The 19,536-nt window shown below is 54.5% G+C and carries 26 protein-coding genes; 14 read left to right on the forward strand and 12 right to left on the reverse strand.

Features of this window, described 5'->3' with window-relative positions; all coding sequences use genetic code 11:
- Positions 1-68: 68 nt before the first annotated feature.
- From brxL to AMB_RS10360, 5 genes are all read left to right on the forward strand, one after another.
- Positions 69-2,096: a protease Lon-related BREX system protein BrxL gene (gene brxL, locus AMB_RS10340; RefSeq protein ID WP_011384447.1), complete on the forward strand. Its 2,028-nt coding sequence runs from the start codon at positions 69-71 to the stop codon at positions 2,094-2,096.
- A gap of 3 nt (positions 2,097-2,099) precedes the next feature.
- Complete coding sequence (locus AMB_RS10345; protein ID WP_011384448.1) at positions 2,100-2,420, forward strand: hypothetical protein; 321 nt, start codon at positions 2,100-2,102, stop codon at positions 2,418-2,420.
- Positions 2,421-2,486: 66 nt separating this feature from the next.
- Entirely contained in the window at positions 2,487-3,137 is a 651-nt protein-coding gene (locus AMB_RS10350) for a 3'-5' exonuclease (RefSeq protein ID WP_011384449.1), read from the forward strand.
- Between the two features lie 11 nt (positions 3,138-3,148).
- Complete coding sequence (locus tag AMB_RS10355) at positions 3,149-3,445, forward strand: hypothetical protein (protein WP_011384450.1); 297 nt, start codon at positions 3,149-3,151, stop codon at positions 3,443-3,445.
- The gene (locus AMB_RS10360) at positions 3,442-3,975 is read left to right on the forward strand and encodes a phospholipase D family protein (protein ID WP_011384451.1); all 534 of its coding nucleotides are present in this window, start codon (positions 3,442-3,444) and stop codon (positions 3,973-3,975) included. Before AMB_RS10355 ends, AMB_RS10360 begins: the two co-directional genes overlap by 4 nt.
- 16 nt (positions 3,976-3,991) lie before the next feature.
- Here AMB_RS10360 and AMB_RS10365 read toward each other — a convergent pair whose 3' ends face one another.
- The 4 genes from AMB_RS10365 to AMB_RS25200 form a co-directional block, all read right to left on the reverse strand.
- On the reverse strand, positions 3,992-4,693 hold the full coding sequence (locus AMB_RS10365) for a DUF7168 domain-containing protein (RefSeq protein WP_011384452.1): 702 nt from the start codon (positions 4,691-4,693) through the stop codon (positions 3,992-3,994).
- Positions 4,694-4,735: 42 nt separating this feature from the next.
- The gene (locus tag AMB_RS10370) at positions 4,736-5,338 is read right to left on the reverse strand and encodes a hypothetical protein (protein WP_011384453.1); all 603 of its coding nucleotides are present in this window, start codon (positions 5,336-5,338) and stop codon (positions 4,736-4,738) included.
- Positions 5,339-5,561: 223 nt separating this feature from the next.
- A complete protein-coding gene (locus AMB_RS23410) occupies positions 5,562-6,101 on the reverse strand; it encodes a tyrosine phosphatase family protein (protein WP_231849042.1) in 540 nt (179 codons plus the stop codon).
- Positions 6,102-6,216: 115 nt separating this feature from the next.
- Positions 6,217-6,585, reverse strand: a complete 369-nt coding sequence (locus tag AMB_RS25200; RefSeq protein WP_148207380.1) for a hypothetical protein — start codon at positions 6,583-6,585, stop codon at positions 6,217-6,219.
- A gap of 347 nt (positions 6,586-6,932) precedes the next feature.
- Between AMB_RS25200 and AMB_RS10380 the strand changes: the two genes are divergently transcribed.
- The 3 genes from AMB_RS10380 to AMB_RS10385 all read left to right on the forward strand — a co-directional run bounded on the left by AMB_RS10380 (position 6,933) and on the right by AMB_RS10385 (position 10,411).
- On the forward strand, positions 6,933-9,548 hold the full coding sequence (locus tag AMB_RS10380) for a DEAD/DEAH box helicase family protein (RefSeq protein WP_043744142.1): 2,616 nt from the start codon (positions 6,933-6,935) through the stop codon (positions 9,546-9,548).
- A gap of 37 nt (positions 9,549-9,585) precedes the next feature.
- Complete coding sequence (locus AMB_RS25205; protein ID WP_148207381.1) at positions 9,586-9,894, forward strand: DUF6626 family protein; 309 nt, start codon at positions 9,586-9,588, stop codon at positions 9,892-9,894.
- A gap of 88 nt (positions 9,895-9,982) precedes the next feature.
- Positions 9,983-10,411, forward strand: a complete 429-nt coding sequence (locus AMB_RS10385) for a hypothetical protein (RefSeq protein WP_148207382.1) — start codon at positions 9,983-9,985, stop codon at positions 10,409-10,411.
- 63 nt (positions 10,412-10,474) lie between these two features.
- Here AMB_RS10385 and AMB_RS10390 read toward each other — a convergent pair whose 3' ends face one another.
- The 6 genes from AMB_RS10390 to AMB_RS25210 all read right to left on the reverse strand — a co-directional run bounded on the left by AMB_RS10390 (position 10,475) and on the right by AMB_RS25210 (position 14,261).
- Complete coding sequence (locus AMB_RS10390; RefSeq protein ID WP_011384456.1) at positions 10,475-10,726, reverse strand: hypothetical protein; 252 nt, start codon at positions 10,724-10,726, stop codon at positions 10,475-10,477.
- Positions 10,719-12,107: a DNA N-6-adenine-methyltransferase gene (locus AMB_RS10395; RefSeq protein ID WP_011384457.1), complete on the reverse strand. Its 1,389-nt coding sequence runs from the start codon at positions 12,105-12,107 to the stop codon at positions 10,719-10,721. The genes AMB_RS10390 and AMB_RS10395 overlap by 8 nt, the downstream gene beginning before the upstream one ends.
- The gene (locus tag AMB_RS10400) at positions 12,107-12,508 is read right to left on the reverse strand and encodes a hypothetical protein (protein ID WP_011384458.1); all 402 of its coding nucleotides are present in this window, start codon (positions 12,506-12,508) and stop codon (positions 12,107-12,109) included. Before AMB_RS10400 ends, AMB_RS10395 begins: the two co-directional genes overlap by 1 nt.
- Positions 12,509-13,246 carry a hypothetical protein gene (locus AMB_RS10405; protein ID WP_011384459.1) on the reverse strand — a complete coding sequence of 246 codons (738 nt, stop codon included), beginning with the start codon at positions 13,244-13,246 and terminating at the stop codon, positions 12,509-12,511.
- A gap of 18 nt (positions 13,247-13,264) precedes the next feature.
- Entirely contained in the window at positions 13,265-13,489 is a 225-nt protein-coding gene (locus AMB_RS10410; RefSeq protein WP_011384460.1) for a hypothetical protein, read from the reverse strand.
- A 211-nt stretch (positions 13,490-13,700) separates the two neighbouring features.
- Positions 13,701-14,261: a hypothetical protein gene (locus tag AMB_RS25210; protein WP_148207384.1), complete on the reverse strand. Its 561-nt coding sequence runs from the start codon at positions 14,259-14,261 to the stop codon at positions 13,701-13,703.
- Between the two features lie 334 nt (positions 14,262-14,595).
- Here AMB_RS25210 and AMB_RS10415 point away from each other — a divergent pair, with 334 nt between their 5' ends.
- The 4 genes from AMB_RS10415 to AMB_RS26765 all read left to right on the forward strand — a co-directional run bounded on the left by AMB_RS10415 (position 14,596) and on the right by AMB_RS26765 (position 16,075).
- Positions 14,596-15,147, forward strand: a complete 552-nt coding sequence (locus AMB_RS10415; RefSeq protein WP_011384462.1) for a recombinase family protein — start codon at positions 14,596-14,598, stop codon at positions 15,145-15,147.
- Positions 15,148-15,213: 66 nt separating this feature from the next.
- Positions 15,214-15,540 (forward strand): type II toxin-antitoxin system RelE/ParE family toxin, encoded by a 327-nt coding sequence (locus AMB_RS10420; RefSeq protein ID WP_011384463.1) that lies wholly within the window; start codon positions 15,214-15,216, stop codon positions 15,538-15,540.
- Positions 15,537-15,818, forward strand: coding sequence for a helix-turn-helix domain-containing protein (locus tag AMB_RS10425; RefSeq protein ID WP_011384464.1), 282 nt, complete (start codon positions 15,537-15,539; stop codon positions 15,816-15,818). The genes AMB_RS10420 and AMB_RS10425 overlap by 4 nt, the downstream gene beginning before the upstream one ends.
- Positions 15,815-16,075 carry a GDCCVxC domain-containing (seleno)protein gene (locus AMB_RS26765; protein ID WP_011384465.1) on the forward strand — a complete coding sequence of 87 codons (261 nt, stop codon included), beginning with the start codon at positions 15,815-15,817 and terminating at the stop codon, positions 16,073-16,075. Before AMB_RS10425 ends, AMB_RS26765 begins: the two co-directional genes overlap by 4 nt.
- 20 nt (positions 16,076-16,095) lie before the next feature.
- On the opposite strand, the gene AMB_RS10435 is transcribed toward AMB_RS26765, so the two are convergent.
- Together AMB_RS10435 and AMB_RS10440 are read right to left on the reverse strand one after the other, a co-directional pair.
- A complete protein-coding gene (locus AMB_RS10435; protein ID WP_011384466.1) occupies positions 16,096-17,373 on the reverse strand; it encodes a Y-family DNA polymerase in 1,278 nt (425 codons plus the stop codon).
- 6 nt (positions 17,374-17,379) lie between these two features.
- Complete coding sequence (locus AMB_RS10440; protein ID WP_197531989.1) at positions 17,380-17,778, reverse strand: LexA family protein; 399 nt, start codon at positions 17,776-17,778, stop codon at positions 17,380-17,382.
- 418 nt (positions 17,779-18,196) lie between these two features.
- Here AMB_RS10440 and AMB_RS10445 point away from each other — a divergent pair, with 418 nt between their 5' ends.
- Together AMB_RS10445 and AMB_RS10450 are read left to right on the forward strand one after the other, a co-directional pair.
- On the forward strand, positions 18,197-18,967 hold the full coding sequence (locus AMB_RS10445) for a phage Gp37/Gp68 family protein (RefSeq protein WP_011384468.1): 771 nt from the start codon (positions 18,197-18,199) through the stop codon (positions 18,965-18,967).
- A 5-nt stretch (positions 18,968-18,972) separates the two neighbouring features.
- Positions 18,973-19,455: a hypothetical protein gene (locus AMB_RS10450; protein WP_043744145.1), complete on the forward strand. Its 483-nt coding sequence runs from the start codon at positions 18,973-18,975 to the stop codon at positions 19,453-19,455.
- The last annotated feature ends 81 nt before the right edge of the window (positions 19,456-19,536 follow it).

Here is a 19,536-nt window from a genome sequence, read left to right on the forward strand (position 1 = left end):
TATATTATTCATCAATCGTTACAGCGAGACCTAACCATCTTGCCGATAAGGACGTTGGAGATCGCAGAATGAGCGACAGCCTTGATGATCTGTTGAACTCCCACTTTGCGGGCAGGGTGGTACGGAAAGACCTGACCAAGCTGGTGAAGGAAGGTGCGAACGTCCCTGTCTACGTCCTGGAATACCTGCTGGGCATGTATTGTGCGTCGAATGACGAGGTGACCATCCGCGAGGGACTGGAGTCGGTCAAAAAAATCCTGGCCGAAAACTATGTTCGTCCTGATGAAGCCGAGAAGGTCAAATCGAAGATCAGGGAACGCGGTAGCTACAAGGTCATCGACAAGGTGACTGTTCACCTGAATGAGAAGCGGAACGTCTACCAAGCCTTGCTGTCCAACCTCGGCGTCAAGGATGCCGAGATGCCAGACCACTATGTGCGGCAGTACGAGAAGCTGCTGGTCGGCGGCATCTGGTGCATCGTCACCATCCAGTTCTACCACGAGGAAAACCAGAAGAGTTCACCGTTCATCGTCAGTGATCTGAAGCCCATCCAGATGCCCAACATGGACATGGACGAGCTATTTGAAGGGCGGAAGGCTTTCGATGAATCCCAATGGATCGACGTGCTGGTGCGGTCGAGCGGGATGGAGCCAACCACCCTTAGCGAACGGGTGAAGTGGCACCTGTTGGCCCGCATGGTTCCGCTGGTGGAAAACAACTACAACGTTTGCGAACTCGGACCTCGCGGAACCGGTAAGAGCCACATCTACAAGGAAATCAGCCCCAACAGCATCCTGATCTCGGGTGGTCAAACCACGGTCGCCAACCTGTTTTACAACATGGGCCGCAGGACCGTGGGGCTGGTCGGATTGTGGGATTGCGTTGCCTTTGACGAGGTGGCTGGCATCACGTTCAAGGAAAAGGACGGGGTGCAGATCATGAAGGACTACATGGCATCCGGCTCCTTCGCCCGTGGCAAGGATTCGGTCAGTGCCTATGCCAGCATGGTTTTCGTCGGCAACATCAATCAGCCGGTCGATACCCTGGTGAAGACCAGCCACCTGCTCGCACCGTTCCCTGAAGCCATGATCGATTCAGCGTTCTTCGACCGTTTTCATGCCTATATTCCAGGCTGGGAAATTCCAAAGATGCGGCCCGAGTTTTTCACCAACCAGTACGGGCTGATCGTGGACTATCTTGCGGAGTTCTTCCGCGAGATGCGGAAGCGAACCTTCGGCGATGCCATCGACAAATTCTTCAAACTCGGGAACAACCTGAACCAACGGGATACCATCGCCGTTCGTCGCACTGTGTCTGGGCTGCTGAAGCTGCTCTATCCACATGAAGAATACGACAAGGACGCGGTGCGTCGCTGCCTGGAATACGCCCTGGAATCGCGGCGTCGGGTGAAGGAGCAGTTGAAGAAGATCGGCGGCATGGAGTTCTACGATGTTCATTTTTCCTACATCGACATCGAGTCGATGGAAGAGAAGTGGATCAGCGTTCCCGAACAAGGTGGCGGTAAGATCATTCCCGAAGGTCCATTGAAGCCGGGTGTCCTACACACCGTGGCAACTGGTGCCGCCGCCCATCTTGGCCTGTATCGATTTGAAACCCAGGTCACGGCGGGTAATGGCAAGTTGACCACCTCGGGATTGGGATCAAGTTCAGGTGCCAAGGAAGCGGTGAAGGTCGCCTTCGACTATTTCAAAGCCAACCTCACACGTGTCAGCGGTGTATCGAAGGCTGGTGATCATGATTTCCACCTGCACACCGTTGAACTCCACAACACGGGTGCCGCCAAGGCGATGACCCTGGCAAGCTTCGTGGCGTTCTGTTCGGCAATCATTCAGAAGCCGTTGCAGTCCCAGATGGTGGTGCTGGGTGACATGAGCCTGGGTGGCAGCGTGGTGCCGGTGGAGAACCTTGCCGAATGCCTCCAGGTCGCCTTTGATTCGGGTGCAAAACGCATCCTGATCCCGATGTCATCAGCGGCGGATATACCAACGATTCCCGCCGAATTGTTCGCCAAATTCCAGACCAGTTTCTACAGCGATCCGGTGGACGCTGTGTTCAAAGCTTTGGGGGTGGACTGACCGATGAAAGCCATTCACCTCAAGTGTGAGGACCGACTGAACCTGACATGCGTCAAGATGCCCGTGTTCGAAAGCGGCTACTGGGACATTTCAGAGTCCGACGCCGCTGCGGTTGTCGGCGGCTTGATCTACCTGCACCAGACGAAGAATGAGCTTTCGTACATGGGGGGAGTTATTCAGTCGTTTCGTGTTGAGGTGCGACCCGAACTCGCACATGCCACGCGAATCATTTTTGTGTTCGAGTCCACCAAAGAGGGTCGGGGAGCTAAATGGAAAGGGGCCGATCACGCCATGGCTTGGTATAGCGGCGTGGTTGATGGATGAGCTTTTGCAGACCATTCCAAGGGTACGTCCGTTGTCATCCTGTGAACGCCTTCTGCATAAGGATTCATGATGCTCACCCTCGATGATCTGTCGGAAGTTGGCCGTTTGATTGCCATTGATGCTGAAACCACTGGGTTTCGGGTGCCGACCGCTGCCGAGATCAAAAAGATGCCCAAGGGGCTACGGTTGCCCGGCGTCATGATCGAGATCGGCTGCGTCGAATTGCTGCGTGGTGAAGACGGGTGGAAAACCGGTGAAAGCTGGCACCGCCGCATTCAGCCGGGCGGCCCAATCGCCAAAGCCTCCATTGCGGTTCATGGGATCACCCCCGCCGAATTGAAAGACGCACCCCAATTCAGAGATGTGCTGGACGAGTTCGAGACTTTCATCGGCCAGGACATGCTGTTGGCCCATAGTGCCGAAAACGAAATCGAGTTTCTGAATTTTGAGTACGCAAGGGTGGGACGGTGCGGCTTCGATGATGTCATTTTCTCGGACAATGATTTCGTCTGCACCCAGGAGCTATCGCGGCAATTTTTCCCCGGTGTGCCGGGATCGTTGGATGTTCTGTGCGACCGGCTGTGGATCGATCGATCCGATAGATTCGAGCATCATGGTGCCTTGCTTGATGCCATTCTGACGGCAGAAGCCTTTATGAAGATGGCTGGTGGCTTCGTCCAGGACGACACCCGCTACATGAGCTTTGGGGATCAGTAGGCGGGGGTTCCATGGACACGACTTCCGCCATCATCACCGCCAATAGGGTCAGGCCGGTTAGCAACGCTGGCAAGCTCCTGGCGTTGGCGGATGTATCGATCCTGATGGATGGGGTTGAGGTTGTGATCCATGGGGTACAAATTCGTGCCGACAGCAATGGAACCGAAGTGTCCCTCCCGAAATACCGAGCACCAGACGGGACGTGGATGACGGCCATTTCCTTGCCCGACGAACTCAAAGGCCCCATGGGCGACGTGGTGATGGCTGCGGCCATTGAAGAGGGGATTCTGAAGGAGAGACAGCAATGAGTTTTGGTCGTCTTTCGATCATCGTGGCAACGATGACCCTGCTGATGACGGCTCATGCCGGGATGGCCGCTGACCGTCAGATCGATGTCTGCTTCACCCCTGGGATGGACTGCACTGGGAAGGTCGTAGAGGCCATCGGAACCGCTCGACGTACCATCCTGGTCCAAGCCTATTCGTTCACCTCACCGCCTATCGCACAGGCTTTGGTTCAGGCCAAGAAACGCGGTGTCGATGTTCGGGCAGTCTTGGACAAGAGCCAGAGAACGGAAAAGTACAGCGGTGCCGATTTCCTGTCGAACGGCGGGGTTCCGGTTCAGATTGACGCGGCCCACGCCATCGCCCACAACAAGGTAATGGTGCTCGACGGCAGCACGGTCATCACCGGATCGTTCAACTTCACAAAAGCCGCCCAGGAACGGAATGCCGAAAACCTACTGGTGATCCGCGATTCCGAATTGGCTGCCAAGTACGAGTCCAACTGGAAGAAGCACGCCGAGCATTCGGAAGCATATGGTGGTCGTGGCAGGTGAACTCAGTGCCTTCGCCCTATTTCCGAGAACTTTTTCCGTGGACGCCAGGATGTAGGGCCAGGGATTGGCCTGCGGCATGACCAGCTTCGAACGCACCAGCCGCGACCTTCTTCCCAGATGCACGTCCGCGACGCAGGTTCAGGTCCAGTTTGGCGAATTCAGATTCCACGATGGCGTGGCGGATCACCACCAGATCACGGCCACTGCTGACCCGATTGGCTTCGTCGCGTTCGGCCTTCATGGCGATCAGCTTCTCCCCAATCGACACCGCCATGCCGAACAAAAACGATCCCTTTTCGTCCTTGCCGTAACGGAGAATTCGTTGGGCCAGGGCATATTGGACCCAGGCGGTCTGCATGGCCGTGGCGATCACATCGTAGACGTAATGGGCCATCTCGATGCTGGGGCGAAGTCCGAAGAAGACGTACCGGATGCCCTTGTCGTCCTTCTCCCGCCAGACCTTGCAATCGCAATATTCGGCGATGGCCGGGATGCACGCTGAGATCGGCTGCCGCTGCTTCCTGTTGGTTTCGATGGTGGACTTTTCACACTGCTCTTCGCGGATTTCGAGGTCCGTAATGGACAAATCATGGCGATCCAATAGCTCGGCCACCTTCGCTGCCGCCGCCAAGGCTTCTTCCTCTGTGCAGCCATTGGCGATGGTCTTGGCTCGAAGTGCCTGGAGCCGGGTCTTCAGTTTGTCGAGATCGGTGTTCATGGCGTCCAATTATGCTGATGAACGGACAGGAAACAATGTCCGTCAGTTTCGAACCCGCTCAACCCAGCCAGGGTCTTCTGGGTATTTCTCCAATAATTTCTGCATCCTGAAAATTGCAAAGGTCGCCACGTCGTCGCAGTGCTGGATTCTGGCTCCATCGTGCTTGATGTACCTGAGGTCCCGGAACGCGACCTGTGCATAGGTCAAAATTTCACGCGATTCTGACATCGCCACGCCATGGGGGATAAAGCCAGCAGACGGTGAGAACCACAGATCATGATCGCTCAACCAAGCCATCGAAATCTCTGCATACCGACTGATCTTTCTCTCCAGGTGTGAGCAGTATTCACCGCGATCATGGAGGTTCATACCGTTGCTGTCCCGTCCAAGGACAGCCGTTTGCTCCCGGTGCCAGTATCCTGGGGTGTTGATCTCGCCATTAGTGAGCGGCGGCAGTGGGGACTGCGTGCCGATTACGTAATAATTCGGCAGGCCGGGATCGCGTGGATACACGGTCGGGGGGGCGGCCTTCACCACACCGGCGGCACCCTTGTCCGTGGTGAAGTAGACACCTTCCTGGGCGTTCGCGGCAAATGTCGCAGTGAACAGCAAGCTGACTGATAACATGATGGCTCTTGAATGCATAATGCCCTCCAAGCAATCATGAATACGCGTCCATTCCATTATAACTGTATAAATACATTTATCAATATGCGGAGTGTGTTATGAGATTAAACGATTTTACAATTTCACCAGAAGACGCTGTTTCTGTTTCTCCAGGAAGATTGCCGCCGGTTTATGATGAAAACCTTATTAGATTTGAGGTGATGGCCGTCCTTGATCTGCTCCGAGGTGCTCTACATGATGCTCAACGCCTGCTCGATCTGATTGATCGGCGGTCAACTCCCTGCTTATGACCATCAATCGCAGCAACCATCCGTCCTTCAAAGCCAAGAATCTTGTCCGCGAATCGGACAATCAGGCGATTGGGCATGGCACCTGGACGAAGGCCGAGGATCAGGTGCATGGCTTGATCTGGGGACAGGTGAAGACAGGCCAGTACGAACGCTGCTGCGGTTGACCTGCTGACCCCTGCCCAACAATGAATGAGTACCTTGCTGCCACTTGGGATGTTCCGCCCGAATTCCAGGATGGCGTGTGCGTGATCGACGCAAGGATATTCCGCCCTGTCCCTGGCCGAAAGCATCGAGCCAACCATTCCGCCCATGGCATGGATATCGAAAAATCGAAGCCTCAGTACCCTGATCGATTCGTCGAAGATCAGGGGATCGCCGTCATCTTCGCCGGGGTCCAAAATTGAGACGATGTGGGATGGGGCAAACGATACGATCTCGTCGGCCAATTCATCCAGGCCGCAGATTGATAGTTCGAAGGGCAATCCCAGCATTCGCATAACACTCCCCTCCCATGAAAGGCGGGGATAATAACGGGCATGACGAAGACATTCAAATATGGGGGGCGGCTGCCGATAATTTATCAGCAGCCGTCCACGCCAGAGGTAGTCAAGCAGCATTAGATAATCCGGTGCTTATTATTGGCAGAAATTTGTCGCCACAATCGTTTGTTAGAGACAATAATTCGTCCCACACGACAATTCGACAATTCAATATAATCTTCTGTCCTAAGACAACACCCTGAAGAAGCATCATCAAATCCGAAAACTCATGATCATTCAATCCTGCAACAATCTTGACGGTATTAATCAAAATATTTAGCTTTGAACTCAGATCAGTTTCGCCCATGTCGATGATTGACCAGATTCTCAGGAGATTTCCCAAGAATTCAATTTTCTTCATGGTTGCTGGAGTTTCACCCGCAGCAGCCATCATGTGTGGGAATTGCCTGCTGCTAAATATGTTAAAGTCTAACATGTCATATGTCCTGTTGTGTTTATGTTGCGGTGGCTTGGTGTCACTGCATATCGGACATTCCGGCCGATCACATGATGATGGCAATATAATTCAGACGGTCTTTCGAAAATACATATTGGGGTTGTAACCTATAAGTTCGGCGGTTTCGTGGGGCATAGGTACGGTGTTCTTGTCAATTTACTTATCTGCCGCCTTGATGAATTTAAAAATTGGCCGCGACGGTGCGGCCCGGCTATACGGGTTTGGACTCCGCACACGTGGGGCCGGTGAATTATCGCCGAAGATAAATAGATGTACTGATCGAGCCGCCAACAGATCATGACAATCAAACGCCCGGATATGTTCGGGTGGTAACCCTCGACAGGAGCTTGGCGGCTCGCACTGTCGAGGGTTTTGTTTTTGGTGATATTATGGAGATCAAGGGAAAACAAATTCTCACAGTTTCAAGCCCTGCAAGTGCAGGCAAGACCGACGCCGCCGTCACCTACGCGGTGGATATGGCGTCCAAGGGCCACAAGGTTATCATCGCCCAGCCAACGAAAACCTGCATCGACGAATGGTTTGCCAAGGCTAAGGAACGGGCCAGTTCACGGCGAAAGAAGCCGGTTCCGGTCTACCGGTTCGACGGCAGCACCTGCGAAGAAGGGCAGGTGATCACCTCCATCATGGGGCATTTGAAATGCCCAGGTGAAGGGGGCCAGGTTCTGTTCCTGACCCAGCAGGCGTTGCTGCGACTGCCATATGTCCACCGGCCTGAACATTGGCATGTGATCGTCGATGAGATTCCTGCCCCCGACGTGATGTTCTGCAAGCACCTTCCGCACAACCACGAGATCATCACCTTGGCCATATCGTGGCAGGATTTCTCCGCCGACAACGTCAAGGTGGCAGCAACAGACAATGCCAAACTTCGCCGTCTTGCCGATGGCGATGACGCTGTTGATGCTGAATTCAAAGCCATAGCCCGAGCCATTCTGGACCCGGATTATGATGTCTTCGCGATCAGGGAGAACATCGAACGCACCGTGGCCGGTGACACCGAAAACGGCAAATATCCTCTGTACCTGTTCGGGGTTCTGAAGCCATCAGCATTCACCAAGTTCGCATCGGCGATTATCATGGGGGCACACTTTGAGGAGTCGCTGCTTCATCACCTATGGGCAGTCCAGGGGGCAGTGTTCGAACCGCATCGCCAGTTGACCAACGCCCTTCGGTTCCAGCAGCATCAGAACGGTCATCGGGTCTCCATTCATTATCTGGCCGACGATAGCTGGTCCAAAAAGCTGGGCGGTAAGAAGGTCACTGTCGATGGTACGGAGATCAGCAACACCATCCTCGGCCTGACCAAGGCCGCCGAACTGGTTGGTGACCAGCCCTTTCTTTTTCAGGTGAACAAGGACGCAGAGGATGCAGCCGAGGAATTATTCGCCCAGTTGCCCGCGACCGCGTTGCCGCACAAACCCCATGGAATGAATAAGTTTTCCGAATTTCACAATGTCGTGGTGGTGGCCTCGTTCCTGCCAACACCTATGCAATGCCGGTTCTTGTCGAATTTCGGCATTACCCCAGACCAGATTAGAGACGCGATCTGCCATCAAGCCGTCTATCAGGCAGTGATGCGGTGCAGTCTTCGTGATCTCCATTGCGATGTACCTGTTCGGGTCGTGGTCACCGACATCGGTGTAGCCCAGTGGCTGGCCGATCAGTTTCCCGGCTGCACCATGGTCCAAGCTCCAGGTGTTCAGCTTGCAAAGAAGGGCAAGGGGCACCGCAATCGGCTCCATGTGGATAATTCAGCCCGAGTCCGGGCATATCGCAAGAGGAAAGATGAGCATATTTTGGAAGTGGAACTGGCAAATATATTGCCTGAAATACAAAATGGTAAGATTTCACCGTTACGATTGGCGAATATATATTATTCACCTATCGTTACATCGAAACATGACCATTTGTCGTTAGTAGACACATCTGCATCTGATTTCATGGATTTGTCGATCCTGGAACGGGAGCTATTCGCTGGAACTTTGTTCCGCCATATCCGGGACACCAACACCACCAGTCATCTGTTCCTCAATTCCATGGCCGACATGATCGAGTGGCTTCGTCATTGCCATGGGCGGACCTGCCAGGACAAGCACAGTAACTTCCTGATCAGCCCGACCCTGTTCAACCCAACTCTGGGCGACAAAAGCCGGGGAAGGGACAACGCGGTGATCACCTGGGGCATCTGGCTCGATATCGATGACGGGGATATGGCCTATCACGCCTTTGCCAAGATGTTCGCGGGCAAATCCATGGTGATCTACAACACGGCCTCCTCGACCAACGACACCCGCTACCGGGTGTTCATGCCGACGACCGGCTACATGATGGCTGAAACCTACAACTCCATCTGCAAACAGATCATCAAGGTGGTCCAGTCCAACGGCTACTGTTCACCCCGGCAACGGAAACGGGGATCGGCAAAGCCATGCCATGGCATCGACCCGACCAAGCTGTCGGTGGAGAACATGATGTACCTGCCATGCAAGCCCATGGATGGCAGTGATGGGTTTTTCCAGGTCTTCGATGGTGATCCGATCAATCCAACCCTATGGGTGCAGAACAACATCCTGCCAATCGATATGCCTCCGCCGATCCTGGTTGCCGTTCCAGATGAATTGCCCATGCCCGAAGATCACTCCCATGCCGCCGGGTTCTTCGACAAATTGGTCGCCGCCATCGGCGATGTCGTGCTGGGACGAAACAACGCACTGTACCGGGCATCGCTGCATGGGTTCGCCATGGCAAGTGCCGGTTTACTTGACACATGGATGGTGGAAACCCGGCTGGAACAGGCGGCATTCGCTGCGGGATTGGAAAAAAGAGAAATCGGGCCGACCATCAATAGCGGTCGCAACAATTCCAAAAATCTGGTCGGGCGATATCTGGGGTGGGCTGCACGTGGGAACGCAGCGGCTTGATAAATACTCCTGCAACATCAGCAGGAGTAACGTCGAGATGCGTGAACTACAGGAGATATATGACGAGTTCCATTGCCTTGGAATCGTGAAATCAGGTCGTGAATTTGGAGAGTGGTTGAATCGAGGTCAGAGCTACTTTAGCTCATCGAAATCAAGAAACCGAAGGATATCGACTGAAGCACTTTTATCATTGATATCAAATGTGACCGGCGTGATAGATGCAACAAATGAAGCTGCCGTTGAATGTACAGATGCTGCTCAAGCCATTGAATACAAAGAAGGTGTGAATGCACTCAAGAAGCTTGAAAATGAGGCGTGGACTGAAATTTGGCGTCGTGTCGAGTAATTGGTACTAAAATTATTTGTTTACCAATCTTGCAAATACTATTTTGACTCCGTAATCTATGTGCAGACGTCAATGCATGGAGGTTACTATGCTCAACTTGAAGTTTTCTGACGCCAAGCGTCCGCTGATCTCGGAGACCCGCAAGAAGTCTGCCCGTGATGTGGTGATCGATGGGATTCAGCATCAGATCGGCCTGTTGTCCGACCAGAATTACAAGGTCGAACGCACCCGATACAGCAAGGATGCGGAGGGCAATGCCATTCGCAAGTCGGTCGCGGCACCGCCCAAGCCCTGGTACTGGCGGGCTACCGATGGGAACATCATGGTGCAGGTACGCTACGGTCATGCCGTCGTGGTCGAACTTCAGCCGGGAAAGCCGAGCATTGTTGCCGGAAAGACCGAGAAGGAGGTGATCACCGTACTGACCCAGGTGGTCCAGGCCGTGAAGACCGGCGAACTCGATGCCCAGATCGAGGCGGCGAAGATGAAGGCCAAGCGGAACCGCTCGGGTGAATAGGTCAGGGATCGGCGTGGAGGCGGGATGAAAATTCGGCCTTCACTCCATCACTGCCAAGTTCCATCACGCCACCTTCTTCATCGAATCCCAGTACCGCACCGGGTGATCGTGGATGACTGGACCGGAACGTTCGTACACATCGATCATCGACGTGGGAAGCGACCGGAGATAATTCGAAAACGGCCTATGGTTTCCCCAGATCACGAAGGCCAAGCCCTCGGGCATCCGGGATTGAACTTCGATGCCTTTACCATCAATACCCTTCAAGAATCCGACCTTGCCAGCGATGAAGAACACGCAGGCATGTTCACTCACGAATTTCCGCCAGTAGCTCGTGTGGGTGCGAACAGGGATAATGCCGACCACGGATTTCGCACAAGGGCAGGTCACGAACAGCAGAGGCTTCGGTTGGAGCGTCAGGCATGTGACGGCACCACACAGCATCGGCGGCTTTTTCGACCCAGTGACGAAGGCTATGATACGGGGGGTTCAGCCAAACACGACCGTGCCAATTTTGAGCCAATCCGTCTTCGGCCTGGGTGAAATGCTGGCGTGCCCAAACCGGAGCGTTCTCCCCTTTGCATGGCGAGCAAGGGTCGATGTCGAAGGGCTGGTTGTCATTGGCGGCGTAGATTTGGCTGAGCAAACTGGGCGGAGTATACCATTCGCAATTCTTCTTTTGGTTCGCCTTGGTGATGAAAAGGGTCCGTGCCTTCCATTCCTTCTTCGTGGGTTCACCAGCAGGTGAATCGTCGTTGGACGACTGGGACGCCACCACTGGCACCATGTCGTTGTTGGGCATAATCACCGGGGCAATCGGCTCGATCTCCTCCCCAATTTTCCTGGCATGGACCGTGTAGAGCGGGGTGGTGTAATTCGCACACACCAGTTCCGCCGATTTGTGGATATTGCCCATGTTGCTCATGAAGGCATGGAGAATGGGATGCATGTCCGAGAATGCGACACGGTTCGCCGGACTGTCGTCCACCGTGATCAAGCAGGAATGGCCGCTGGCACGTACATGTCGAGCAAGCTCTTCCAGATCGGCCTCGCCAAAGGGGTACATGGCCTTGCCCACCTGGGCATAGGGCGGATCAACGAAGCACATCACCCCGGCACCAGGGGCATCAAGAACTTCCCGGTAATCCAAATTGGTGATCCGGGCACCTTGAAGCCACGCCGAAAACTGGGGGATGTAATTGATGTGGATCGGTCGGAGTCCGCGATCATCACGCGGATGGCTCGGGGCATACGACGACATGCCGTTGGCCCCGTACATGCTCAAGTGGTTGCGGGTATAGAATGCCGCCGCCGCTTCAGTGCGATCGTCGCTCTCGACCATCTGGACGGACAGATCAAACAACTCTTTGCTGCCCGCCCCGAACCGGCCATGGAGAGAACGCAAAACCCGGATCAGCCCAGCAGGATCGTCGCGAACCACGGTCCACATATTGGCGATGCCGGGATCGAGATCGTTGATCCAGATTTTCCGGGTACGTCCCGCCCGGACCATGCGAAAGGCAACAGCGGCACTCCCCGCGAAAGGTTCCCGGTACTCGCTGATCGTGAACGGGGCGAGGTTGACCAGATCACGAGCCAGACGGTGCTTCCCACCAGGGGAGCGGATGATGCTCGACATCCTTTCGGGGGCGAGAATCAGAGGGACGTCCAGGTGGGGCTTGATGGCGGGTTTCATCACATGGCCTCCTTGAATTTCTGATTGTCATTGCTGTTTTTCGTCAGGCGGCGAATCTCGGCACGGTGCTTACGGCTGTATTCCTTCCAGAACCCCGAGCAGCCCTCGAACTTCTTGTAATTTCCGTGCCCGGACTTGTAGTGGTTGATCGTCCCCAACGTGACGCCATAGCGTTCCATCAGAACCGAAGGCGGGTCGTCGGAGAGGATAATGTCCGCCGCTTCGTCATAAGTACGGCGGGGTTTACGAGCCTTCCGAACCTTCTTGGTCGGCGGCAACGGGATCGGCATGGCGTGGTCCAACAGCCACAGAGCGATCTTCCGCATGGCCTCGGATTCGGGGTGGTCGAAGGGCGTCCGCAGGGTGTAACGGGCGGCTTCAATCTGGGACTTGGTGAACATTTAAATGGCCTCCTTCATGGGCTGATTGTCGTTGCTGCCGGTCTTGGTGACCTGGGCAGCCTTGCGGGTGAGCAGACGGTCGATTTCGTCCTGGTCGCGTTCAACGACCCGTAAATTCGTAAGATTGAACTGCTCGTCGATGTCACCCACGATCAAGACACGACCCGGCGATTGGGCCAGAGCTTCGAGAGTCTGGCTGTCTTTGACATCATTGATGGTCGTGCACTGATGGTCGGCGTAGTGGGTGGTGGTGCCGATCTGCGGCAAACCGGCGACGTAGGTCTGGATGGTGCGGACCTTCTTCTCTTCGCGGCTCGTGTCGCGGTGGGTCCGCCTCTCATTGCGGAAAGCTTTCACCAGCCCCGACATACCGCCCTGGTCGTGAATCAACCGCTTAATGTATTCGGCGGGGAATTCGTCACGGTGCAGTTCCAGATACCGAAGGGCGGTCGCAATCTGCCCAAGACGGCGGCGGAAGTCCGTCTTCTCCGAGACGTTGTGGAACAAGACCTTGACCACGAGCAGGGTGAAATCGTCCACCGCCTTGCCCATGACGGTCAGCCCATATTGCTGCTTGGCGAAATTGATAAACGCGGCCTCGTCCTTGCGGAGTTCGGGCAGCACCTCGAAGGCGGAGACGATGACGTTGACGAGGGCGATGTGGGTACGAAGCCCCAGAGAGACAGCGGAAATCACCGCCTTCCGGGAAGGGCGAAGAATGGGTTCAAAGTCGGACATGGTGAGGTCTCCTTATGATTAAGCAGCCAGCCGCAAAGCCATGGCCGGGGGTTTGGGCGGGGTGCTCCCTTTGTGCGGGGTGTTATCGTTGCTGGGAGTGCCAGTCGTCATGGCACTGGGCCGGGTAATGACGCAGGCGATCACCCAACCAGCAACCTTCTCCGGGGTCTGGAATTTGCCGTTGGATTCGAAAATCTGACGGTCGATTTTCTCAAAGGCGGAGGAGCGGAATTCGTTGTTCATGGCGTGCCACCATCGTGGTTTCTGTCGCCATTAAACGAGGTGAATTCAAAGTTTGCAATAGGCTAACATATTGTTTTTAAAGTGTTTATTTGAGTTTTGTGGGAGTTTTTGCGTGGGAAAATTCCCAAGCCGAAATGGCCGGAAGCCTAACTTCCGGGCTGGAATTCTGTGGGAATTTTCGGCCCGATGGACGGGGGCTGTATGGGAAAATTTAGGTGAAGATAGGGGGGATGCCTGGAATCAATTCGTCCGACAGAGCCTTGATCAGTGCCGCCTTGATGATGGCCCGCACTCGTGGCTCGTTATCGCCGAAACTCTCAGTCCACTTCTTCATACTAACGTAAGTAACCTGATTCAACCGAACAAACATTGCCTCAGGCTCACTTCTGTTGGGATCAATTTTCCGCATCAACAACTCAAGATCAGTCCCGGAAACATATGTCTCAACAATGGTTATAAGCTTTGGCTGATCATATGGCAGCCGCCCTGTCCGACTAACCTCTTCTCTATAAGCAAAAAGTATCCTCTTCGCATAGGCTATAATTTCCGGAGTTGGCTCAGATTCATATGGAAATGACTCGCTTGCCCTTGCGTAGTGCTTTGGGTTGTATTCAAAGTAGTCACTGATTCTGCGTTCAATAGGCTTATGTGGCGGGATTGTAACTCTGAATGACCACTTAGCTTTTCCGCCGTCATTGGTTGGTTTATTCTGAAAAATTATAATTCTCGAATCGAGATATTCAAATGGATAGCTCTTTGATTTTTTAACCATGACGCCTTCCTGCCGTCCATGGGCTACGCCCCGATCATAGGACGCGGCATTTTCAGCCGCCCCTTCAAGATGCTACCACGGTACATCAAGACGTCTACTCCAATGACTCATAGGTTGGAAAGTTTCATTGAGTCAAAAAAGCTGTGAATTGCCATCCATGTATTTAATATATCAATGCCTTTAATCTGTATCTTAGGGTGCATTATCGTATGCAACATTAAGGTATACCCTGCTGCAACTCCGCCACAGTCAGGAAATATTGTTCCAGATGGGTTGCTTTTGTATTTATGGAACGCTTTAATATATGGATCTATGACCCATATGGAGCAAATCCATGCTGTACGGATATGCCCGCTGCTCTTCCGCCGACCAATCTCTCGACATCCAGATTGATGCCTTGAAGGCTGCCGGTTGCCAGATCATCCGATCAGAAAAAATCAGCGGCACCAGCCGCGATGGTCGCCGGGAACTGGAAACCCTGTTGGAGTTTCTGCGAACCGATGATGTCCTGGTCGTGACCAGGATCGACCGGCTGGCCCGATCCATCTCCGACCTCCAGGACATCATCAAGGTACTTAAGGAAAGGGGGGCCAGTCTGAAGGCCACCGAGCAGCCGTTCGACACGGGCGACATTTACGGCTCCTTGACCATCAATCTCCTTGGGGTGTTTGCGGAGTTTGAAACGCAGCTTCGGCGGGAACGACAGATCGAAGGAATCCAGCGGGCGAAGACGGATCACCCGGAACGGTACCGTGGTCGCCCTCCGAAGATCGACGTTGCTGAGGTTCGTCGGCTCAAGGGGCAAGGATTCAGTGTTGCGGCGATTAGCAAACAATTGGGCATCGCTCGTACATCCGTCTATCGGTCGCTGGACATGATTAGATGACCGATGTGACCATTCCCGAAAATCAATCGCCTTCCGAAAATCGCTATTTTGCGATATGATCCGCCCATGGAGTGGAAGGTCGAAACCCTCAACGAAATCGTGGATGCGGAAATCGCGGCCTTGCCCAAGGATATGCAGGCCCGATTCCTGCGGATTGCCGGGATGATTGAGTCCGCAGGGTTGGAAGGTATGGGGCATCCACATGTGAAGTCGCTTGAGGGCAAGTTATGGGAGATGCGGCTAATGGGCCGCGACGGCATCGCCCGTGCCCTTTATGTGACCGTCACTGGTCGGCGGGTCGTGGTGGTGCGTGCCTTTGTAAAAAAGACCCAGAAGACGCCCCGCCAGGAGATTGAACTCGCATTGGCTCGGGCCAAGGAGATTTTGAAATGACCAGCCTGAATGACCTCAAGGCTAAAATGCTGGCTGATCCCGAGGTGAAGGCCGAATATGACCGTCTCGCCCCAGAGTTCGAGATTGCGGAAACCCTTATCCGTGCCCGTCAACGGGCTGGTCTATCTCAGGCCGAACTTGCGAAGAAAATGGGTACCACCCAGTCCGTGGTAGCACGGCTGGAAAGTGGCCGTTCCCTTCCTTCATCGACTTCACTGGCACGCTTCGCCGCCGCCACAGGAAGCCGCCTTCATGTTGAGCTACTTCCTGGCCGGTGAACGACATCTGCGGCCACGATAAGGGGGACGATGTGCTGGCCAAAACCGCGATTATTCTCCAATCCAAGATCACCTGCCCCCATTGCGGCCACCACGAGGTGGAGGTGATGCCGAGCGACGCATGCCAGTTTTTCTATGATTGCAAAGGGTGCGGCATTGTTCTGCGACCCAAGCCCGGCGATTGCTGCGTGTTCTGCTCCTATGGTTCGGTGCCGTGTCCGCCGATCCAGGCCGACAAATCATGCGGCTGTGGCTGATCCCTGTGATCCTCCACTGATCACGCCTTAACCACCGGTATGTCGTCCCAACTGGTCGTGAAGCTCGGGGTTCGGTTGCTGCATCGCATCTTCCACGGTGCGTCGTCGGGAACCAACCCGAATCCGACAGCCCCTTTGCCCATCTTTCCGTTGATGCCATCTACCGCAGCCATCAACGCCGTTGGCCGTGCACCTGATTCTGGTGGTGGTGAAAACAGGTCACGCGGGATGTCTTCGGGGCGGACCAAATCGAGCATGATCACGCCTGCCTTCTTATACTCGTAGCCGTCACGCCACGCTGATTTCAGCCCCTTCAGGGCCGCCCCAATGATGTGCGGCGTGGATGATGTCGGTGGCGACAGACGGATCATGGAGTTCAGTGAAAACTGTGGCTGGTCGGGGCGGAACCTGTCGGTATAGGCGAACACCTGCACAGCACCGGACACCAGTCCTTCACCGCGAATTTTCTCGGCTGCCCGGCTGGCAAAGGTCATCACCGCATCATGCACTTGCTCAAACTCTGTAACGGATGCACCGAACGAACGCGAGCAGCAGGTTGTGTGCTTGTCTGATGGTGCCGTGTCCAGGGTGTGGACGGGGGTTCCTCGCAATTCCATCACGGTGCGAAGGCCGACCGCCCCCATGGTCTTCTTGATCCATCCATCTGGCTGCAAGGTCAGGTCAAAGGCGGTTCGGATACCATTCACGCCACAGAGGGCTGCATACTGGCGGCCAATGCCCCACACGTCACCGACTGGGGTCTGCTTGAGGGCGGCCTCTATCCATCGGGCATCACGGCTCAGATCGAGCACGCCATTCGCCTTCTTGGATTTCTTTGCGAGTCTGTTGGCCAGTTTCGCCAAGGTCTTGGTGGTGCCGATCCCGACCGACACGGGAATGCCGGTCCAACGTCGCACTGTGGCACGTACCTGCTGGGACCATGCAGTTAGGTTGTCCACTGGCATGCCATCCAAATCCAGAAAGCATTCGTCGATGCTGTAGATCTCGGCCCCCGGCGAGAATGTCGCTAAAACGGACATCACCCTTTCGGACATGTCCCCGTACAGGGCGTAGTTGCTCGACAGCATGATCAATCCATGGCTATCGACCAGATGCCGCAATTTGAAGGCAGGTTCGCCCATGCCGACGCCAATGGCTTTGGCCTCTGCGGAACGGGCCACGGCACAGCCATCATTGTTGGACATGACGATGACCGGCTTGCCTTCAAGGGCAGGATTGAACGCCCGTTCGCAAGAGACGTAAAAATTGTTGCAGTCCACCAGGGCGTAGACCGCCATCGCCCATCACCGTTTGGCTAAGGCCGAGACGGAGAAGGTGACGACGCCCCATATTTGGACGCCATCATCAGGATCGACGGAGAAGCTGGGGTAGTCCGGATTGGCCGAGGCCAATTCCCACCCATCCTCGGTCTTCCGCAAGGTCTTCACCGTCAAGCCACCGTCCAGGGTCGCCACAACGATGTCGCCGTCGTGGGGCTGAACCGAACGATCCACCACCAGCAGGTCACCACTATGGATGCCTGCACCGGTCATGGAATCGCCATCGGCCCGACAGAAGAAGGTTGCCGCCGGTCTTTTCACCATCAATTCGTGGAGATCGAGCTTGCCCTCCAGGTGGTCGTCGGCGGGGGAGGGAAATCCGGCAGCCACCAGGGCGGAATAGATCGGTGCTGTGGCTTCCAATGGAGCGAAGCCACGAGAAGATGCCTGACAGGTGCCGGGAGGCAATGGAGCGTTTGGGCTAGGTGCGAACATGATAAGAACATTACTTCGGATCGGTGGGGTTGATCAACGCTTCCAACGCCAAATTTCCGATCATTTTCGGGTATTCGCCGACGATCCTCGAAGGTCCCGATGTCGAGATTGATGTCCGATTAAAGGACATGAATCTGAGTAGTGGCGATGTGTCGCTTTATATAAAATATAAGAATGTTAATTGAAATCACATTGTAACTTAAAAAATGCGGCCCATTGGCCACGGCGTATTTCAAAATTACGGTTGCTTGCAAGTTGGCCATTGGCCGGTGACATTTTGTACGGTAGCGATGTTTCCACTAACGATGCATTTGTGCATCTGAAACATCACTGTGAGGTAACCAAAATGGCTAATCAAACTACTGAAATCGCCTGGGCGACAAGTACATGTAACCCTTTTAAGGGGTGCTCCAAGGTGTCGCCCGAATGTGCCAACTGTTACATGACGGGATGGGCATATCGCCATCAGTGCATGGGCAACGAAGGGTACGAAGGGACCGTCAAGGGCGAACGCGGCAAGCGAGTTCCGACCGGAAAAATCGGGATTGTCGAGAAGCAGATCGAAAGCCTCAAGACCATCAAGACCGAGCGGCTGTTCGTCAACTCGATGTCCGACACCTTCCATGAAAACGTCGATGATCTGAAGGTCTCCCGCGTTTTCGACTCGATGAAGGCCAATGGCAACGGAACCAATTTCCTGATCTGCACCAAGCGTTCCGCACGGATGGCGGAAATGTCCCAGACCCTGGATGTCCCCGACAACATCTGGATGGGAACCACCTGCGGCTGCCAATCGTCGCTTCATCGCCTTGATGATCTGCGGCGGACCAAGGCGAAGATTCGGTTCGTGTCAGTCGAGCCGTTGCTGGAACCCTTGGACATCACCCCATGGTTGGCAGACGGCACCTTGAAGTGGGTGATTGTCGGCGGCGAAAGCGGCAAGGGGTGGCGGAAAATGGAAAAGGAATGGGCGGAAGCCATCCTTCGCCAGTGCCAACAGTTCAACGTCCCCTTCTTCCTGAAGCAGTGGTCGGCATTCAAGCCCAAGTCCGATGCCGAATACCCCCCGACCATTGATGGTCAGGTGTGGCACCAGTATCCCCAGATCAAGGAGTGATCAACATGAGAAAGGTTATCGCTATCCATGCGTTCTACAAAAATAAAGTCCCAGGTGGGTTTGGCATCATGTGGAACTGTCCTACGGGGTTTGCCAAGGAGTTGCTCGAAGGCATCGAGGGGTATAAGGATTTTATCAGGCCAGACCCTGGAGAGACGCAAGATGAGTTTGCAGCCTTCTTGATCCGCCAACTCGATTATTTTGGTGAAGCCAAGAAATCGCGTTTGCTGGATAAGGCGGAGCAGGTTATCGCGGTTCAGAACACATATTGGCTTGAGCAGCATGGGTATCTGAAGGCAGACGAGTTTAATGGAATGCAGTTCCATTTTACCGAGGACAGAATTTCTGATGGGCAGCACAGGCTTGGGAGAGGGGCGGTTTCCGTTATGACCATCGGTGAAAAATTGGTCGATTGCGGAATTGAAGAACCAAAGGATTTTACTGGTACGTCTTCTCGGCAAGCACCCGGTGAGAGGCATCGATCGTGAGCGGGTCTGGACAATCGTGAAATGACCCATACCCTCAATGGCGACACGGCGACAGATGGTGACCTGATCAATTACGACCCT

This window comes from Paramagnetospirillum magneticum AMB-1 (assembly GCF_000009985.1).
GTDB lineage: Bacteria > Pseudomonadota > Alphaproteobacteria > Rhodospirillales > Magnetospirillaceae > Phaeospirillum > Phaeospirillum magneticum.

Coding starts and splice junctions, on each gene's coding strand:
- AMB_RS10445 (WP_011384468.1), top strand. CDS start 18,197: ATGGCTAATCAAACTACTGAAATCGCCTGGGCGACAAGTACATGTAAC.
- AMB_RS10395 (WP_011384457.1), bottom strand. CDS start 12,107: ATGAAACCCGCCATCAAGCCCCACCTGGACGTCCCTCTGATTCTCGCC.
- AMB_RS25205 (WP_148207381.1), top strand. CDS start 9,586: ATGCGTGAACTACAGGAGATATATGACGAGTTCCATTGCCTTGGAATC.
- brxL (WP_011384447.1), top strand. CDS start 69: ATGAGCGACAGCCTTGATGATCTGTTGAACTCCCACTTTGCGGGCAGG.
- AMB_RS25210 (WP_148207384.1), bottom strand. CDS start 14,261: ATGGTTAAAAAATCAAAGAGCTATCCATTTGAATATCTCGATTCGAGA.
- AMB_RS10385 (WP_148207382.1), top strand. CDS start 9,983: ATGCTCAACTTGAAGTTTTCTGACGCCAAGCGTCCGCTGATCTCGGAG.
- AMB_RS23410 (WP_231849042.1), bottom strand. CDS start 6,101: ATGCTGGGATTGCCCTTCGAACTATCAATCTGCGGCCTGGATGAATTG.
- AMB_RS10360 (WP_011384451.1), top strand. CDS start 3,442: ATGAGTTTTGGTCGTCTTTCGATCATCGTGGCAACGATGACCCTGCTG.
- AMB_RS10435 (WP_011384466.1), bottom strand. CDS start 17,373: ATGGCGGTCTACGCCCTGGTGGACTGCAACAATTTTTACGTCTCTTGC.
- AMB_RS10420 (WP_011384463.1), top strand. CDS start 15,214: ATGGAGTGGAAGGTCGAAACCCTCAACGAAATCGTGGATGCGGAAATC.
- AMB_RS10405 (WP_011384459.1), bottom strand. CDS start 13,246: ATGTCCGACTTTGAACCCATTCTTCGCCCTTCCCGGAAGGCGGTGATT.
- AMB_RS10345 (WP_011384448.1), top strand. CDS start 2,100: ATGAAAGCCATTCACCTCAAGTGTGAGGACCGACTGAACCTGACATGC.
- AMB_RS10370 (WP_011384453.1), bottom strand. CDS start 5,338: ATGCATTCAAGAGCCATCATGTTATCAGTCAGCTTGCTGTTCACTGCG.
- AMB_RS25200 (WP_148207380.1), bottom strand. CDS start 6,585: ATGTTAGACTTTAACATATTTAGCAGCAGGCAATTCCCACACATGATG.
- AMB_RS10355 (WP_011384450.1), top strand. CDS start 3,149: ATGGACACGACTTCCGCCATCATCACCGCCAATAGGGTCAGGCCGGTT.
- AMB_RS10350 (WP_011384449.1), top strand. CDS start 2,487: ATGATGCTCACCCTCGATGATCTGTCGGAAGTTGGCCGTTTGATTGCC.
- AMB_RS10450 (WP_043744145.1), top strand. CDS start 18,973: ATGAGAAAGGTTATCGCTATCCATGCGTTCTACAAAAATAAAGTCCCA.
- AMB_RS10425 (WP_011384464.1), top strand. CDS start 15,537: ATGACCAGCCTGAATGACCTCAAGGCTAAAATGCTGGCTGATCCCGAG.
- AMB_RS10410 (WP_011384460.1), bottom strand. CDS start 13,489: ATGAACAACGAATTCCGCTCCTCCGCCTTTGAGAAAATCGACCGTCAG.
- AMB_RS10415 (WP_011384462.1), top strand. CDS start 14,596: ATGCTGTACGGATATGCCCGCTGCTCTTCCGCCGACCAATCTCTCGAC.
- AMB_RS10400 (WP_011384458.1), bottom strand. CDS start 12,508: ATGTTCACCAAGTCCCAGATTGAAGCCGCCCGTTACACCCTGCGGACG.
- AMB_RS10365 (WP_011384452.1), bottom strand. CDS start 4,693: ATGAACACCGATCTCGACAAACTGAAGACCCGGCTCCAGGCACTTCGA.